The sequence below is a fragment of the Vibrio sp. 10N.222.55.A1 genome, assembly GCF_041473835.1.
Lineage (GTDB): Bacteria > Pseudomonadota > Gammaproteobacteria > Enterobacterales > Vibrionaceae > Vibrio > Vibrio crassostreae_C.
In genome coordinates this window covers 18216-35788 of the sequence record NZ_JBFRSX010000050.1, presented here as the reverse complement: position 1 = coordinate 35788, position 17573 = coordinate 18216, and the positions used below count along the sequence as shown (strand labels likewise).

The 17573-nt window shown below is 45.5% G+C and carries 17 protein-coding genes; 4 read left to right on the top strand and 13 right to left on the bottom strand.

The features are described from left to right. Positions 1-15: 15 nt before the first annotated feature. From AB4493_RS15620 to AB4493_RS15565, 12 genes are all read right to left on the bottom strand, one after another. The gene (locus AB4493_RS15620; RefSeq protein ID WP_029235097.1) at positions 16-789 is read right to left on the bottom strand and encodes a ParA family protein; all 774 of its coding nucleotides are present in this window, start codon (positions 787-789) and stop codon (positions 16-18) included. Between the two features lie 14 nt (positions 790-803). Next, positions 804-1436 (bottom strand): 16S rRNA (guanine(527)-N(7))-methyltransferase RsmG, encoded by a 633-nt coding sequence (gene rsmG / locus AB4493_RS15615; RefSeq protein WP_017058801.1) that lies wholly within the window; start codon positions 1434-1436, stop codon positions 804-806. After that, positions 1436-3331 carry a tRNA uridine-5-carboxymethylaminomethyl(34) synthesis enzyme MnmG gene (mnmG, locus tag AB4493_RS15610; protein WP_017058802.1) on the bottom strand — a complete coding sequence of 632 codons (1896 nt, stop codon included), beginning with the start codon at positions 3329-3331 and terminating at the stop codon, positions 1436-1438. Before mnmG ends, rsmG begins: the two co-directional genes overlap by 1 nt. Before the next feature lie 482 nt (positions 3332-3813). Continuing rightward, positions 3814-4248 (bottom strand): FMN-binding protein MioC, encoded by a 435-nt coding sequence (gene mioC, locus AB4493_RS15605; RefSeq protein ID WP_017058804.1) that lies wholly within the window; start codon positions 4246-4248, stop codon positions 3814-3816. A gap of 50 nt (positions 4249-4298) precedes the next feature. After that, positions 4299-5660, bottom strand: coding sequence for a tRNA uridine-5-carboxymethylaminomethyl(34) synthesis GTPase MnmE (mnmE, locus tag AB4493_RS15600; RefSeq protein ID WP_029235098.1), 1362 nt, complete (start codon positions 5658-5660; stop codon positions 4299-4301). A gap of 130 nt (positions 5661-5790) precedes the next feature. Then, positions 5791-7413, bottom strand: coding sequence for a membrane protein insertase YidC (gene yidC, locus AB4493_RS15595; protein WP_017058806.1), 1623 nt, complete (start codon positions 7411-7413; stop codon positions 5791-5793). A gap of 2 nt (positions 7414-7415) precedes the next feature. Next, positions 7416-7673, bottom strand: a complete 258-nt coding sequence (yidD, locus tag AB4493_RS15590) for a membrane protein insertion efficiency factor YidD (RefSeq protein WP_004735802.1) — start codon at positions 7671-7673, stop codon at positions 7416-7418. Further along, entirely contained in the window at positions 7640-7963 is a 324-nt protein-coding gene (gene rnpA, locus AB4493_RS15585) for a ribonuclease P protein component (RefSeq protein WP_017055478.1), read from the bottom strand. Before rnpA ends, yidD begins: the two co-directional genes overlap by 34 nt. Before the next feature lie 45 nt (positions 7964-8008). After that, on the bottom strand, positions 8009-8143 hold the full coding sequence (gene rpmH / locus AB4493_RS15580) for a 50S ribosomal protein L34 (protein WP_004735800.1): 135 nt from the start codon (positions 8141-8143) through the stop codon (positions 8009-8011). 206 nt (positions 8144-8349) lie between these two features. Beyond that, complete coding sequence (locus AB4493_RS15575; RefSeq protein ID WP_017058807.1) at positions 8350-9087, bottom strand: amino acid ABC transporter ATP-binding protein; 738 nt, start codon at positions 9085-9087, stop codon at positions 8350-8352. Next, a complete protein-coding gene (locus AB4493_RS15570) occupies positions 9084-9755 on the bottom strand; it encodes an amino acid ABC transporter permease (RefSeq protein WP_009848134.1) in 672 nt (223 codons plus the stop codon). The genes AB4493_RS15575 and AB4493_RS15570 overlap by 4 nt, the downstream gene beginning before the upstream one ends. Positions 9756-9890: 135 nt before the next feature. After that, positions 9891-10640 (bottom strand): amino acid ABC transporter substrate-binding protein, encoded by a 750-nt coding sequence (locus tag AB4493_RS15565; RefSeq protein ID WP_009848135.1) that lies wholly within the window; start codon positions 10638-10640, stop codon positions 9891-9893. 311 nt (positions 10641-10951) lie between these two features. Here AB4493_RS15565 and dnaA point away from each other — a divergent pair, with 311 nt between their 5' ends. From dnaA to gyrB, 4 genes are all read left to right on the top strand, one after another. Further along, complete coding sequence (gene dnaA, locus AB4493_RS15560; RefSeq protein WP_017058808.1) at positions 10952-12373, top strand: chromosomal replication initiator protein DnaA; 1422 nt, start codon at positions 10952-10954, stop codon at positions 12371-12373. 81 nt (positions 12374-12454) lie between these two features. Then, positions 12455-13555, top strand: a complete 1101-nt coding sequence (dnaN, locus tag AB4493_RS15555) for a DNA polymerase III subunit beta (protein WP_017058809.1) — start codon at positions 12455-12457, stop codon at positions 13553-13555. A 53-nt stretch (positions 13556-13608) separates the two neighbouring features. After that, positions 13609-14688 (top strand): DNA replication/repair protein RecF, encoded by a 1080-nt coding sequence (gene recF / locus AB4493_RS15550; RefSeq protein ID WP_017058810.1) that lies wholly within the window; start codon positions 13609-13611, stop codon positions 14686-14688. A 17-nt stretch (positions 14689-14705) separates the two neighbouring features. Next, complete coding sequence (gene gyrB, locus AB4493_RS15545) at positions 14706-17123, top strand: DNA topoisomerase (ATP-hydrolyzing) subunit B (RefSeq protein WP_017058811.1); 2418 nt, start codon at positions 14706-14708, stop codon at positions 17121-17123. 239 nt (positions 17124-17362) lie between these two features. On the opposite strand, the gene AB4493_RS15540 is transcribed toward gyrB, so the two are convergent. Next, on the bottom strand, positions 17363-17485 hold the full coding sequence (locus AB4493_RS15540; RefSeq protein WP_267869012.1) for a hypothetical protein: 123 nt from the start codon (positions 17483-17485) through the stop codon (positions 17363-17365). Positions 17486-17573 lie beyond the last annotated feature (88 nt).

Genomic DNA, 17573 nt, shown 5'->3' with positions numbered 1-17573 from the left:
TTCCTTTGGTTGGACCTATACTGGGACTTCTTCACGACGCAACATTTCGCCAGCAAGAGCAAGGTAAGCCTTAGCTCCTGCGGAATATTTGTCGTAGTACATTGCTGGCTTGCCGTGACTCGGGGCTTCTGCCAGACGCACATTTCTAGGGATCACAGTTCGGTAGACTTTGCTACCAAAGTGTTTTTTGAGTTGATCAGATACTTCGTTCGATAAGCGGTTGCGAGGATCGTACATAGTACGCAGAAGACCTTCGATCTTCAGGTTCTCGTTTACAACAGCCGCTAGCTTACTGATGGTATCCATCAATGCAGTCAAACCTTCCAAAGCAAAGTATTCACATTGCATAGGAACCAATACGGAGTCGGCCGCAGCCATCGCGTTGATTGTAAGAAGGTTTAATGAGGGCGGGCAATCAATAAAGATGAAATCATAGTTATTGCGAATGGGTTCGAGTGCATTTTTTAAACGAACTTCACGAGCAAACACTTCCATCAGCTTGATTTCTGCCGCAGTAACATCACCGTTCGCGGCGATGAGGTCATAATTGCCAGATGTACTCCGGCAAACCACCTCATCAAATGGGGTGTCTTCAACCAACAAATCGTAAGCTGTTGCTTCAACTTGATACTTGTCGACACCGCTCGCCATAGTGGCATTACCTTGAGGATCGAGGTCAACAACCAATATCTTGCGTTTTGTTGCCGCCATTGATGCTGCTAAATTAATGCAAGTTGTTGTTTTTCCTACGCCACCCTTCTGGTTGGCAATTGCTACGATTCTACCCACTATGGCCTCGCTGATTATCCCTGACGCGATAAAGTAACTAGATGACGCTCTCCATCAAGCTCTGGCACTTGCAAAGCTTTAATGTCTGTCACTGAACACCATTCAGGTAACAGGTCGATTTCGTCTCTAGGATGTTGTCCCTTAAGAGCCAAAAATACACCGGATTGCTCTTTAGGTAAATGGTGACACCACTCTACCATGTCTGTCATTGACGCAAATGCACGACTGAGCACTGCATCAAACTTTTCTTCTGGTTGAAATTCTTCAACGCGACTTTGAACCGGTACCACGTTGTCGATACCCAGCTCATGAATCACCTGTTTGATAAAACGAATACGCTTACCTAGGCTGTCTAGCAAGTAAAACTCGCAGTCTGGATTCATGATTGAGAGCGGAATCCCAGGAAGACCAGGTCCCGTACCCACATCGATAAAGCGCTTACCTTGTAAGTGAGTGCTAACAATGATGCTATCTAAGATATGTTTCACCATCATTTCTTGTGGGTCACGAACTGATGTTAGGTTATAAGCTTTGTTCCACTTGTTCAGTAACTCAACGTAGCCAACCAACTGGCCACGTTGTTTTTCAGATACTTCAAGTTCAGTCTGGCCAATAAGGTGATCCAGTTTTTCGCGTAATGCGCTCATTATGCTTCCTCACCTTTTTTCAACAGGCCGTGTTTTTTCAAGTAAACCAACAGAATTGAGATTGCTGCAGGTGTGATACCTGAAATTCGCGAAGCAATACCAATTGAGTCAGGCTTAGCTGTCGTTAGTTTAAGAACCACTTCGTTAGAAAGTCCTTTTACCTTGCTGTAATCGATATCAGCAGGCAGTTTGGTGTTTTCATGACGCAGTGATTTTTCAATTTCGTCTTGTTGACGCTGAATGTAACCATCGTACTTCACTTGGATCTCAACTTGCTCAGACGCTTGTTGATCTTCCAGTGCAGGACCAAAACGATCCAATGCGGTTAACTGTGAATAAGTCATTTCAGGGCGACGAAGAAGATCTTCACCGCTCGCTTCACGAGACATTGGTGTTTTCAGAATTTGGTTCAGTTGATCAATATCTTCAGATTTTGGATTAATCCAAGTCTCTTTCAGACGTTGACGCTCCTTCTCCATGTTTTCCATCTTCTCGTTGAAACGAGCCCAACGAGCGTCATCAACAAGGCCAAGTTCACGCGACTTTTCAGTCAAGCGGATATCGGCGTTGTCTTCACGAAGCAGCAGACGGTATTCCGCGCGAGACGTAAACATGCGGTAAGGTTCTTTGGTACCCATGGTAGATAGGTCGTCGATAAGCACGCCCATGTAAGCTTGGTCACGACGTGGACTCCAGCCTTCTTTGCCTTGAGTAAACAAACTTGCATTCAGACCGGCCATCAAGCCTTGTGCAGCCGCTTCTTCATAGCCAGTGGTACCGTTGATTTGACCCGCAAAGAATAGACCTTTGATAAACTTAGTTTCGTAAGTCAGCTTAAGGTCGCGAGGATCAAAGAAATCGTACTCAATCGCATAGCCAGGGCGAACGATATGAGCATTTTCAAAGCCCTTCATCGAACGAACAATTTGAACCTGTACATCAAACGGCAGACTGGTAGAGATACCATTCGGGTATAGCTCGTGAGTCGTTAGACCTTCTGGCTCAATAAAAATTTGGTGACTGTTCTTGTCAGCAAAACGCATTACTTTGTCTTCAATCGAAGGGCAGTAACGAGGGCCAATGCCTTCAATCACACCCGCGTACATAGGGCTGCGATCAAGGTTGGCACGAATTACGTCATGCGTATTTTCATTGGTATGCGTGATGTAACATGGAATTTGACGAGGTTGTTGAGCTCGGCTGCCCATGAACGAGAAAACAGGCGTCGGGTTATCACCGTGCTGAACCTCAAGCTCAGAAAAATCAACGCTACGCGCATCGATACGAGGAGGAGTACCTGTTTTCAGGCGATCAACTCGGAATGGAAGATCACGAAGACGGTCAGCCAGTGCGATCGATGGTGGATCACCAGCACGGCCACCTGAAGAACTTTCCATACCAATATGGATCTTGCCGCCTAGGAATGTGCCCACAGTCAGAACCACAGCGCTTGCGCGGAACTTAAGGCCCATCTGCGTTACCACACCTACCACTTGATCCTGTTCAACGATCAAGTCATCAACCGACTGTTGGAACAAAGTCAGGTTTGGCGTGTTTTCAAGAACGTTACGAACAAAGGCTTTGTACAGTGCGCGGTCAGCTTGTGCACGAGTAGCACGAACCGCAGGGCCTTTTGATGCGTTCAATGTTCTGAACTGAATACCTGCATGATCAATAGCTTGCGCCATTAATCCACCCATTGCATCGACCTCTTTTACCAAGTGGCCCTTACCGATCCCGCCAATGGCTGGGTTACAAGACATTTGTCCTAGTGTATCGATATTATGAGTAAGTAATAACGTACTTTGACCAGTACGTGCAGATGCGAGTGCGGCTTCCGTTCCTGCATGGCCACCACCAACAACGATGACGTCAAATTTTTCGTGATAAAGCATGAACCGACCTCAGGTATTCAAACGTTTTCTAGATTGATAAAAAGGAGCGATATTCTACCTGTTTTCATAGCCTGAGAAAACGTTTTTGGGATTTTTCGAAAAAGCTGTTTTTAATTAATATATATAAGATCTTTAAGGAGATCTTTTATTAGATCTATTATTAGGATCGAGGGTATCTGTGGATAAGTCGGAAATGATCAACGAGATCATGGATCTTTTTTGGATCAAATGATGTGATCTAACTTTGATCAGGATGAGGATTAGCTGGGATCAAAATGGCTACTTATTCACAGGAGGAAATTAGCCTAAAACTTGTTATTTGGATAACTATAGGTTAATCACCGTATATGTATGATCTTATCCACAGCAGAAATTGAAAATAGATCGCTAATTTTCGATGTTTTTGAAAAAAAGTTATTCACAATCACGATGTTCAGAGACAAAAAAAGCGGCGTAAGCCGCTTTTTGAGAGAGGAGAGAGGTTAAAACTGGTCGCTATGATCGTTGAACCAAGCTTCTGCTGCGTCTTCTGGTACCGGAGTTTCCAATACATCGATGGTAAAACAGTCAGAAATAGGCTGAGCACCGAGCTCTTTCATCTGGCTGTGGACTGATTTTCCCGCCAAACAGAAGGTATCGTAACTCGAATCACCAAGCGCCACGACAGCAAAGCGAACCGGGCTTAAATCTGGAGATTGCTGGGTCAATGCGTCGATAAACGGCTTAATATTATCTGGAAATTCACCCGCACCATGAGTTGAAGTCACCAGCAACCAAAAGCCTTGTTGGGGAATATCATCGAATTCAGGCTGATTATGAAGGGTGATCTCGTGGCCTTGCTCTTCAAGAAGATCATTAAGGTGATCGCCAACGTACTCTGCACCACCTAAGGTGCTGCCTGTAATAATGTGGATCATTAAGCTGTCCTTACTAAAGAAAAAGGCCAGCATGAGCCGGCCTTTAAAGGTTATTTACCAATACAGAAAGAGGTGAAGATACGGCCGAGTAGGTCATCGGAACTGAATTCACCAGTAATCTCGTTAAGGTGTTGCTGCGTTATACGCAGTTCTTCTGCCAAGATTTCCCCTGCCATATAGCCTTCGAGCTGTTGCTGGCCAATATCTAGATGCTCAGATGCGCGTTCTAGGGCATCTAAGTGGCGACGACGTGCCATGAAGCCACCTTCATTGCCACCAGCAAAGCCCATGCAATCTTTTAAGTGATTACGTAGTGCATCAACGCCTTGTCCCGTCTTTGCTGATAGTCGAATCAGAGTTGGATCATTAACATGGCAAATCCCGAGATCTTCACCGGTTTGATCGGCTTTGTTACGAATCACGGTCATTCCGATGTTATTCGGCAGACGATCAACGAAATCTGGCCAGATATCTTTCGGGTCGGTTGCATCGGTAGTGGTGCCATCGACCATAAATAAAACGCGATCGGCTTGAGCAATTTCTTCCCAAGCGCGTTCAATACCGATTTTTTCGACTTCATCCGAGGCTTCACGCAGGCCTGCGGTATCAATAATGTGCAGTGGCATACCATCAATATGGATATGTTCACGAAGTACATCACGGGTTGTACCTGCAATATCAGTCACAATCGCGGAGTCTTTACCCGATAATGCATTCAGTAAGCTCGACTTACCGGCATTAGGACGACCTGCAATCACCACCTTCATACCTTCACGCATGATGGCACCTTGATTGGCTTCTTGGCGAACCGCTTCGAGGTTGTCGATGATAGCTTGTAAGTCAGCACTTACTTTACCGTCAGCAAGGAAATCAATCTCTTCTTCTGGGAAGTCGATAGCGGCTTCAACATAGATGCGTAAGTGAATCAGAGAGTCCACCAGCGTATTAATGCGTTTCGAGAACTCACCTTGCAACGATTGCAGAGCTGATTTCGCCGCTTCTTCTGAACTGGCATCAATGAGGTCAGCAATCGCTTCTGCTTGGGTTAAATCCATCTTGTCGTTCAAGAAGGCACGCTCCGAGAACTCACCTGGGCGTGCTGCGCGTAGCCCTGGAATAGCGAGGATGCGCTTGATGAGCATATCCATTACCACAGGACCACCGTGGCCTTGCAGCTCTAAAACGTCTTCACCGGTAAACGAGTGCGGGTTAGGAAAGTAAAGCGCGATGCCTTGGTCTAGCTCTAAACCATCGTGAGATTTAAAAGGGGTGTACTCAGCGTAACGTGGTTTCAGTACTTTGCCGGTAACTTCAAGCGCAACTTGGGCTGCTTGTGGGCCTGAAACGCGAATAATACCGACGCCGCCACGGCCGGGTGCAGTCGCTTGAGCAACAATCGTATCTGTAGTCATAGTTGTGCCTGCTAGCATGTGAAAGCCAAAAAGGGGCGCTCACGATTAATCAATTAGCTGAATTGTAATCAGCTAAAAACAAAAAGGCGACCTTTTGGTCGCCTTTCTTTGTCTCTTTCTATTATCGAACTTACTTAGAATGTAAGCCTTTCTTTTCCAGCGCGCGGTAGATAAGCGTTTGCTGAATCAGAGTTACGATGTTCGATACTAGCCAGTATAGAACCAGACCTGAAGGGAAGAACAGGAAGAAGAATGTGAACATAACCGGCATAAAGGTCATGATCTTCTGCTGCATTGGATCCGTTACAGTTGTCGGGCTCATCTTCTGGATTAGGAACATTGAAGCACCCATCAGAAGTGGCAAGATGTAGTATGGGTCTTGTGCTGAAAGGTCAGTAATCCAACCGAAGAACGGTGAGTGACGCAGTTCAACAGACTCCATTAGTGCCCAGTATAGCGAAATGAAGATAGGCATTTGCAGAAGGATAGGTAAACAGCCACCTAGTGGGTTTACTTTCTCTTTCTTGTAAAGCTCCATCATTTCTTGGCTCATGCGTTGACGGTCGTCGCCGATACGCTCACGCATTGCAGTCAGCTTAGGCTGAAGCATACGCATTTTCGCCATAGACGTGTACTGAGCTTTCGTTAGTGGGTACATAGCACCACGAACGATGAAAGTTAGACAGATGATTGCCAGACCCCAGTTCACAACGATGCCTTGAATGAACGAAAGCAGAGTATGAAGTGGTTTAGCAATGAACCATAACCAACCGTAGTCAACTACTAGGTCTAGGTTAGGTGCAACAGCAGCCATTTGGTCTTGAAGTTTAGGACCAACCCAAAGCGTTGCTTTGAAGTTTGCTTCGTCGCCAGTAGCGATGGTTTTGTTCGGCATGCGAACACCGATGTCGCCAAGGTTACCAATTACACGAGTGTAAAGGTTGCTGCCTGCTTCGTCGCGTGGGATCCATGCACTTGCAAAGTAGTGCTGAATCATCGCTGCCCAACCTTGACCGTTTGCTAGGTTAAGAGACAGGTTGCGATCTTGCATGTCGTCGAAGCTGTATTTTTTGTAACGCGTATCTTCCGTAGAGTAAGCACCACCACGGTAAGTTGGCATTGTTAGGCTACCGCCGTCATCCATTACGTTCTGACGCAGGTGAGCGTACATGCCGAATGTCGCGTTGTTACCAGAGTTGTTGACTACATCGTATTCAACATCCATTGCGTAGCTGCCACGCTTAAGGATGAATGTTTTCGTGTAATCAAGGCCGTTCGCTTGGTAAGTCATCGGGATGCGTAGTTCATCCTGACCATCAGCAAGCGTGAAGCTGTCTGCTGAAACTGTGTAGCTTGGGCGGTTTGTGCTGCTTAAATCGATACCTTGAGGACCCACTAGACCGCTTTGTGCGATAAATTGGTGACCTGGTTCGTTTTTAAGAAGAACAAACGTATCTTCAGAATCGAACTCAGCAGAGTAATCGTTTAGGTTTGCTTTAACGACATCACCACCAACCGTATCAATTGACAGAGTCAGTACATCAGTTGTTACTGTGATAGTTTTAGCAGAAGAAGCAACTTGACCAGGAGCCGGGTCTAGATCATCTGCATAAGATGGCGCTGGTAGGGTGCTGCCAGATTGTGCCTGCTCAACCGCTTGTGGTGCTGGATTCTGAGCTACGTTCCATTGTTGGAACAGTAGGAAAGAAACCAAAGCCAATGCGATTAACAGGATATTACGTTGAGAATCCATCGTTATTTATCTCTGTCTTGTTTTTGGACTGGTGGAACGGGGTCAAAGCCCCCTTCGTTCAAAGGATGGCATTTTAATAGACGTTTGCCTGATAACCAACACCCTTTTACAAAACCGTGAGCTTTCAACGCTTCTATCGCATATAAAGAGCAGGTTGGAGTAAATCGGCAGCGTGGGCCGATGAGTGGACTAATAAACCATCTATAAAAATAGATGGGTATTAGCGCTATCCACGCGAAGGGCGAGACAGGCGAAGCCATAATTTGTCGAGTAGCTTGAACATTTCTTCATTGCTTAAATCTTGCGCGCTCTTTTTAGCGATTACAACAAAATCTTTGTTAGGAAGTTTGTGTTGAGTGTTACGAAAGCTTTCACGAGTAAGACGCTTGAATCGGTTACGACCCACGGCGGTTTTAATCTGCTTTTTCGGAACGGCTAATCCAAGACGAGGATTTGAAAGAGAGTTATTTCGGGCAATGATGGTGAAATGAGGGGAGCCAGCTCGATGAGCTTGCTTGAAGACATTTTGATAATGTTCGGGAGTTAACAAGCGTAACTCCCGACCGAAGGCTAGCTTATTCAAAATAATCAAAGATTACTTAGAAAGACGCTTACGGCCTTTTGCACGACGTGCATTGATTGTTGCGCGACCGTTCTTAGTAGCCATGCGAGCACGGAAACCGTGAGTACGCTTACGCTTTAGAACTGTAGGTTGAAAAGTGCGTTTCATTGTAATTACCTTACTGATCAGTAGTTTTAGGTTTTTGTTAAACCCGGCGTGGGCATTTTTTCTCTTCTTTATATAAGAAAGGAAAACCGACGCCTCTCAACAAAGAGGCGGAATTGTAATCACTGTCACAAAAAGTGTCAATGATTGGGTTAACTAAAATTCCGGTCGGGGGATTATACGTAGAATAACTAAAATCACAAGGATCCTTAGTCGATCCCAACCTTATTTAAGAATTTTTTTAATTTAGGATCCTGTGGATTACCAAAAATATCCTGTGGAGATCCCTGCTCGATAATATGACCGTCAGCCATGAAGATCACTCGGTCTGCGACCTCTCTCGCGAACTGCATTTCATGGGTAACCACCAGCATGGTTTGATGCTGATTTGCCAGTTTTTTCATTAGGTTAAGCACTTCGCCAACCCACTCAGGATCGAGCGCTGAAGTCGGCTCATCAAACAGTAAAAGCTCGGGTTGTAGTGCCATTGCACGGCCAATACCCACCCGTTGTTGCTGGCCACCAGAGAGCGCGGCTGGGTAGCTATCACCTTTGTCACCTAAGCCAATATCATCAAGTATTTGTTGTGCTTTTTCATGGGCTTGCTGTTTTTTCCAACCACGAACGGTAATTAAACCTTCAGCAATATTCTGTCTCGCGGTTTGGTGAGCGAACAGTGCATAGTTTTGGAACACAAAACCGGTCTTACGACGCAGTGCAAGCACCTCTGCCTTAGTGTGTTTCTGAGTATCAACCTTGATATCATCAATCGAAATCGTGCCTTGATCGGCTTGCTCTAGAAAATTCACACAACGCAGTAGGGTAGATTTACCCGTACCACTTGAACCTATGATGACAATTATCTCACCTTGTTTGATTTCTAGGTCGATCCCTTTCAAAACTTCGGTGTCACCAAACTGCTTGTGGATATTTTGTAATTTGATCATCGTACATACGCCTTATTCAGTTTCACTTCGGCCCAAATTTGAATACGAGTGAGGATAACCACCACGCCCCAGTAAATCAGTGCGACTGCTAAGAAAGCCTCGAAGAAGCGGAAACTTGAAGAAGCCTCCATCTGAGCTTTAGCCATGATTTCGGCGACACCTAGGGTGAAGGCAAGTGAAGTCGACTTGATCATATCGATGAAGTAGTTCATCAACGACGGCAGTGCCACGCGAGTTGCTTGCGGTAAGATCACTCGGCGCATCGCTTGGCTGGTTGTCATACCGACCGAAAGGCTGGCTTCCATCTGGCTGCGATCAATACCGATAATCGCGGCACGAATACTTTCTGCCATATACGCGGCAAAGTGCAGGGTTAAGCCAATCACAGCGGCGCTGAAGGCATCCAACCCAACCATCCACGGGAAGACTTGTGGTAAGCCGTAATAAAGGAGGAACAGCTGCACCAACAGTGGTGTGCCTCGGAAGAAGCTAATGTACAGCTGGCTCAGTTGGTCGAGCACTGGGATTTTGAATACACGAATATTCGCCAGTATCAGAGACAGGATCAGAGCAAAGAACAAGCCCCAGGTCGCCATCTCCATCGTGGTGCCTAAATACTTCAGTAGTATTGGCAACAGCTCTAGCATGTAATTAAAGTCAAATCCCATAATCTATCTCGTATTTTTATTGGCAGTGTTGTTCTATATGTAAGTACTGTTGTATCAGGTTTTTTAATCAGTGCACAAAAGCAAAAAGCCCACCGCTGTATAAAGCAGTGGGCCTTGAATGGAGAAAGTGAGTAATTACTTCTGAGTAATGTCCGCACCAAACCATTTCTGAGAGATACTTTCTAGCGTACCATCTGCGCGCATTGCTGCTAATGCTTCATTTACTTCTGCTTGCAGTTTTTTGCCGTTATCGTTGTCGACGAAAGGCCAAGCGTTTTCAATTGTTTCGAATGGCTGACCTGCTAGTTGTAATGGTAGACCAGTCTTCTTGATAAGCTCTAGTGCTGATAGGCGATCCATTACGAATGCATCGGCACGACCCAGTGCCACGTCATGTTCAATACCTGTATCGTAGGTTTTTACATTGATCTTGCCATCTTTGTCGTAGCTGCGAAGCAGTTGTTCAAAGTTTGAGCCTAGGTTTACCGCAACCGTCTTGCCATCAAGGTCTTCGATGCCTTTAATGCTGTCATTACCTTTACGAACGGTAATTTGTGCGCCGTCTACTACGTATGGGTCTGCGAATAGGTATTTCGCTTTACGTGCATCCGTCATTGTAATTTGGTTTGAAATGGTATCGATGCGACCCGTTTCAAGAAGACCAAACAGACCAGAGAAGTTTGCCGTTACGTATTCAACCTTGTAATCGTTACGCTTACCGATCTCATCCCATAAATCCACTTCAAAACCCTGTAGCTGGTCTTGTTTAACGAACGTAAACGGGAAATAGCGACCAGACATGCCGACTTTAACTTCAGTCGCAGCTTGAACAGTAGCAGCAGAGAGTGCGATAGCCGCAATTGCAGCCTTAATCCAGTTATTCATTTGGTAACTCCTTATATTTATGGGTTTGGATGTTACTGGGAAAATGCTCACTAGAATAAATAACCAGATGTTATTAACCATAACCAGATTGAATTCCCGATTTGGGGATAACTAGCAAGGATCCGGGCATAAGTGGATCATTGTGTGAGTAAATTAGGGGCAAGATGTGTGGATCCACCGATAAATTACAAATTTATTGTGAATAACTTGGATCTTATTCACTGGATCTGTGATCAATTGCTGGTGATCTGACTTATCAACAGGTAAAATTAGCGGTCATTTCATATTACTTTAAATAGAGTGAGGGCACCGTGTCATCTTCGCTTTGGTTGCAGTGTTTGCAACAGCTTCAAGAAGAGTTACCAGCTACAGAATTCAGTATGTGGGTTCGTCCGTTACAAGCGGAACTCAATGACAATACTCTAACTCTATTTGCACCGAACCGTTTCGTACTCGATTGGGTTCGTGATAAGTATCTAAATAGCATTAACCGTCTGCTGCAAGAATATTGCGGTAACGATATCCCACATCTTCATTTTGAAGTGGGAAGCAAGCGTGTGATTGCACCAAAGCCTGCGACACCGACACCAACTCAGACTCGCACTGCAGCTGATGTGGCCGCTGAGTCATCAGCACCTGCGCAATTACAAGCTCGCAAACCTGTCCATAATATCTGGCGTGATGAAGAGCCTGTCGCGGTTGACTTGAATCACCGCTCAAACGTGAACCCAAAACATAAGTTCAATAACTTTGTTGAAGGTAAGTCGAACCAACTCGGTTTGGCTGCGGCACGTCAGGTTTCTGATAACCCAGGTACAGCCTACAACCCGTTGTTCCTATACGGCGGCACTGGTTTAGGTAAAACGCACTTGTTGCATGCGGTGGGTAACGCCATTGTTGATAATAAGCCGAATGCGAAAGTGGTTTACATGCACTCAGAGCGTTTTGTTCAGGATATGGTAAAGGCTCTGCAAAACAACGCGATCGAAGAATTTAAGCGCTACTACCGTAGTGTTGATGCATTGCTTATCGATGACATCCAATTCTTTGCTAATAAAGAGCGTTCTCAAGAAGAGTTCTTCCATACCTTTAACGCGCTGCTTGAAGGCAATCAACAGATCATCCTAACGTCTGACCGTTATCCAAAAGAGATCAACGGGGTAGAAGATCGTCTTAAATCTCGTTTCGGCTGGGGTTTGACGGTAGCGATTGAGCCACCAGAGCTTGAGACACGTGTTGCGATCTTGATGAAGAAAGCCGAAGACCACCAAATTCACCTTGCGGATGAAGTGGCGTTCTTTATTGCCAAGCGTCTACGCTCTAACGTTCGTGAACTGGAAGGCGCATTGAACCGTGTTATTGCGAATGCAAACTTCACTGGCCGCCCGATCACGATCGACTTCGTGCGTGAAGCACTGCGTGACCTACTTGCACTGCAAGAAAAACTGGTCACTATTGATAACATTCAAAAGACAGTAGCCGAGTACTACAAAATCAAAGTCGCTGATCTATTGTCTAAGCGTCGTTCTCGTTCTGTTGCTCGTCCACGTCAATTGGCGATGGCACTGGCGAAAGAGCTAACAAACCACAGCTTGCCTGAGATTGGCGATGCATTCGGTGGTCGTGACCACACGACGGTACTGCATGCTTGTCGTAAGATTGCTCAGCTGCGTGAAGAGAGCCACGACATTAAAGAAGATTATTCGAACTTGATTCGTACCCTTTCTTCTTAATACACAGTATTCTTAACCTTAATAAGCAGAATCTTGGCCACGTACTATTACGCAGTGCCATTTAGACCGTAAGAGCAAGATATGAAATTTACCATTGAACGTAGTCACCTGATTAAGCCATTACAACAAGTATCTGGCGCACTCGGTGGCAGGCCAACGCTTCCAATTCTAGGAAACCTACTGATTAAAGTAGAAGATAACGTGTTGTCGATGACAGCGACGGATCTAGAAGTTGAACTGATCAGCCGTGTAACGCTTGAAGGTGATTTCGAAGCGGGTAGCATTACCGTACCTTCACGTAAATTCCTAGATATCTGCCGTGGATTGCCAGATAACTCAGTGATCACGGTGGTATTGGATGGTGACCGTATTCAGGTTCGCTCTGGTCGTAGCCGCTTCTCTTTAGCAACATTACCTGCGGCAGATTTTCCAAATATTGAAGACTGGAGCAGTGAAGTTGAAGTGTCAGTGACACAAGCTGAACTTCGCGGTCTTATCGAGAAAACACAATTCTCAATGGCGAACCAAGATGTTCGTTACTACCTCAACGGTATGTTGTTTGAGATTGAAGGCTCTATCCTGCGCAGCGTAGCGACCGATGGTCACCGTATGGCAGTATCTCAAGCACAACTGGGTGCGGATTTTGCTCAGAAGCAGATCATTGTTCCTCGTAAAGGTGTTCAAGAGTTAGTGAAGCTATTGGATGCACCTGAACAGCCAGTAACACTGCAAATTGGTAACTCTAACGTGCGAGCTGAAGTGAACAACTATGTCTTCACTTCTAAGTTGGTTGATGGTCGTTTCCCTGATTATCGCCGCGTAATGCCGCAAAATACCACCAAGACACTTGAAGCTGGCTGTGATGAATTACGTTCAGCATTTTCTCGTGCTGCGATTCTATCGAATGAAAAATTCCGTGGTGTTCGCGTTAACCTTGCGGATAGCGAGATGCGTATTACCGCGAACAACCCAGAGCAAGAAGAAGCAGAAGAAGTACTCGATGTTAACTTCGACGGTGACGCGCTAGAGATTGGCTTCAACGTAAGCTACGTATTGGATGTTCTGAACACACTGCGTTGTGAACAGGTTCGCATCTCAATGTCAGACGCCAATGCGAGTGCTCTTATCGAGAACGCACAAGATGACAGCGCGATGTACGTTGTTATGCCAATTCGCTTATAAGCAGCCCTATGTTGACCTACCGAGTCGTGATTGAAGATTAATATGAAGACGTTATGCCTTTATCGCGCTTAATCGTTAAGCAGTTTAGAAATATTGAAGCCTGTGACATTCAACCGTCATCAGGCTTTAACTTTCTTATAGGGGCTAACGGAAGCGGCAAAACCAGTGTCCTTGAAGCTGTGTATCTGCTCGGACATGGTCGCTCATTCAAGAGTTCACTTACCGGTCGTATCATACAAAACGAGTGTAGTGAGCTGTTTGTACATGGCCGTTTTATGACCTCGGATCAATTTGAGCTGCCAATTGGCATTAATAAGCAGCGCGATGGCACGACAGAGGTTAAAATAAGCGGTCAAACTGGGCAAAAGTTGGCTCAGTTAGCTCAAGTCTTACCTTTGCAGTTGATTCACCCTGAAGGGTTTGATTTACTAACCGATGGACCTAAGCATCGCCGAGCATTCATTGATTGGGGAGTCTTCCACAGTGAGTCGGGCTTTTATGATGCGTGGGGCAGGGTAAAGCGCCTCAATAAGCAGCGAAACGCCTTATTGAAAACGGCAACGCACTATCGAGAGCTGAGCTATTGGGACCAAGAATTGGCCCGTTTAGCAGAAAGCATCAGTCAGTGGCGTGCCACCTACGTTGATCAGCTCAAAGAAGTCGCCGAAGAAATCTGTGCGACCTTCCTTCCTGAGTTTGAGATAAAGATTAACTACTATCGTGGCTGGGACAAAGACACCCCGTACGCCGATATATTAGAAAAGAATTTTGAAAGGGATCAGCAGCTTGGTTACACCTTTAGTGGGCCAAACAAAGCGGATCTGAAGATAAAAGTGAACGGCACTCCAGTGGAAGATGTCTTGTCACGAGGTCAATTGAAGTTGATGGTGTGCGCGCTACGAGTAGCACAAGGGCAACACCTCACTCAAATGACAGGTAAGCAGTGCATCTATTTGATAGATGACTTCGCTTCCGAATTAGATAGCCAACGCCGAGCACGTCTTGCTGAGTGTTTAAAGGCGACCCAGGCTCAAGTTTTTGTAAGCTCTATTACCGCTGATCAGATTGCAGATATGCATGACGAAAATAGCAGGATGTTTCATGTGGAACATGGCAAAATAGAGCAAGGATAATTAGTCAGAGAGTAACTATGTCAGATAATTACGATTCATCGAGTATTAAAGTACTGAAGGGTCTGGATGCGGTACGTAAGCGTCCTGGAATGTACATTGGCGACACGGATGATGGTACCGGTCTGCACCACATGGTTTTTGAGGTGGTAGATAACTCTATTGATGAAGCGCTAGCTGGTCACTGTAATGACATCATTGTAACTATCCATGAAGATAGTTCTGTGTCTGTGAGCGATGACGGCCGTGGTATTCCAACAGAATTGCACCCAGAAGAAAACGTATCTGCAGCCGAAGTAATCATGACGGTTCTTCACGCTGGTGGTAAGTTCGATGATAACTCGTACAAGGTATCTGGTGGTCTGCACGGTGTTGGTGTTTCAGTAGTTAACGCACTTTCTAAGCAAGTTACTCTTACTATCCACCGCGGTGGCAAAATCCACACTCAAACCTACAGCCACGGTGAGCCTCAAGCGCCACTAGCGGTTATCGGTGACACGGATAAAACAGGTACAGAGATTCGTTTCTGGCCGAGTGAAGAAACCTTCACTAACATCGAGTTCCATTACGACATTTTAGCTAAGCGTCTACGTGAGCTATCATTCTTGAACTCAGGTGTATCAATTAAGCTAATTGACGAGCGCGAAGAAGACAAAATGGATCACTTCGAATACGAAGGCGGTATCCAAGCGTTTGTTGAACACCTTAATACTAACAAAACGCCAATCATCCAAAAAATCTTCCACTTTAACTCTGAGCGCGAAGACGGTATTACCGTTGAAGTTGCGATGCAGTGGAATGACGGCTACCAAGAAAACATCTACTGTTTCACCAACAACATCCCTCAACGCGATGGTGGTGCTCACTTAGCAGGTTTCCGTGCGGCGCTAACGCGTACTCTGAACAGCTTCATGGACAAGGAAGGCTTCTCTAAGAAAGCGAAGACTGCGACCTCTGGTGATGATGCTCGTGAAGGTCTGACGGCGATTGTTTCTGTTAAAGTGCCTGATCCTAAGTTCTCAAGCCAAACTAAAGATAAGCTGGTTTCTTCAGAAGTGAAGTCTGCCGTTGAATCTACAATGGGTGAGAAGTTGTCTGAGTTCCTTATTGAGAACCCAGGTGAAGCGAAAACAGTTTGTTCTAAAATTATTGATGCAGCACGTGCTCGTGATGCAGCGCGTAAAGCTCGTGAAATGACTCGTCGTAAAGGCGCATTAGATTTAGCGGGTCTTCCTGGTAAGCTTGCTGACTGTCAGGAAAAAGATCCTGCACTGTCTGAACTATATATTGTGGAAGGAGACTCTGCTGGCGGTTCAGCTAAGCAGGGGCGTAACCGTAAGAACCAAGCAATCCTACCGCTGAAAGGTAAAATCCTTAACGTAGAGAAAGCACGTTTCGATAAAATGCTGTCTTCTCAAGAAGTAGCAACGCTAATCACCGCTCTTGGTTGTGGTATTGGTCGTGACGAATACAACCCAGATAAACTGCGTTACCACAACATCATCATCATGACCGATGCCGATGTCGATGGTTCTCACATCCGTACCCTGCTACTGACGTTCTTCTACCGTCAAATGCCAGAGCTGATTGAACGTGGCTACATCTACATTGCTCAACCGCCACTTTACAAAGTGAAGAAAGGTAAGCAAGAGCAGTACATTAAAGATGAAGATGCGATGAACCAGTATCAAGTATCTTTGGCTTTAGACAACGCAGAACTGCACGTAAACCCTGAAGCGCCAGCATTTGCAGGTGAAGGTTTAGAGAAGCTTGTTCAGCAATACAATGCGGGTATTAAGCTTGTTGACCGCATGAGCCGCCGTTACCCACGCGCATTGGTTCACGAACTGATTTACGTTCCTCGTCTAACGGCCGAGCAGTGTCATGATGACGCGGCAGTTGAAGCTTGGGGTAAGCAGCTTGTTGAACAGCTAAACGCGAAAGAAGTAGGTGCAAGCCAATACAGCCTTGAAGTTGAAAAACACGAAGAGCTAGGCTTAAGCGTTCCTAAGATTGTGGTTCGTACTCATGGTGTGACTCATGAACACCTACTAAGCATCGATCTTATTAACTCTAAAGAGTTTGGTAAGCTAGCGGATCTTTCTGAAGCTCTTGATGGCTTGATTGAAGAAGGCGCTTACATTAAGCGTGGTGAGCGTACTCAAGAAGTTTCTAGCTTCGTTGATGCTCTGAACTGGTTAGTGAAAGAGTCTCGTCGTGGTCTAAGCCTACAGCGATACAAAGGTCTAGGTGAGATGAACCCTGATCAACTTTGGGAAACCACGATGGATCCTGAAACTCGCCGTATGATGCAAGTAACAATTGAAGACGCTGTTGGTGCTGATTTGTTGTTTACGACGCTAATGGGTGACCAAGTTGAACCTCGTCGTAACTTCATCGAAGAGAATGCACTGAAAGTAGCAAACCTAGACGTTTAGTCTCTTTGATACTTCGCTCTTTGGCTTAATTTCTGTGTCAGAGGTGCTCACATACATTCGTATGCTCCGCGCCTCTTCCTTGAACTAAAGCCAAATAGCTTCGTCTCAAAAAACTAAAATCATTTTAAAGCACTATCCTTTGGATGGTGCTTTTTTATGTTTGTAAGATATTGAAAAATATTGAGTTGCAAAAATAATTGAAAATAACCCCTTGAAACTATTTTGCTCAATCCATATATCTATTTGTGAAGAGGATGACTGTCTTGCTCTACAAGAGAAGAAACAGAACCTTCATTACCGCTAACGAAGTATCGCTCAATAGAGGATAACTTTGGCAGCACACAACTTAAAAATTGATTCATTGCCATGTCCCAGCGTTGTCGCCAATAGAGGTGAAACCCGAGGAATGCGAATTGAATCTCTTAGCTGTTTACTGGGTCACACACAGGT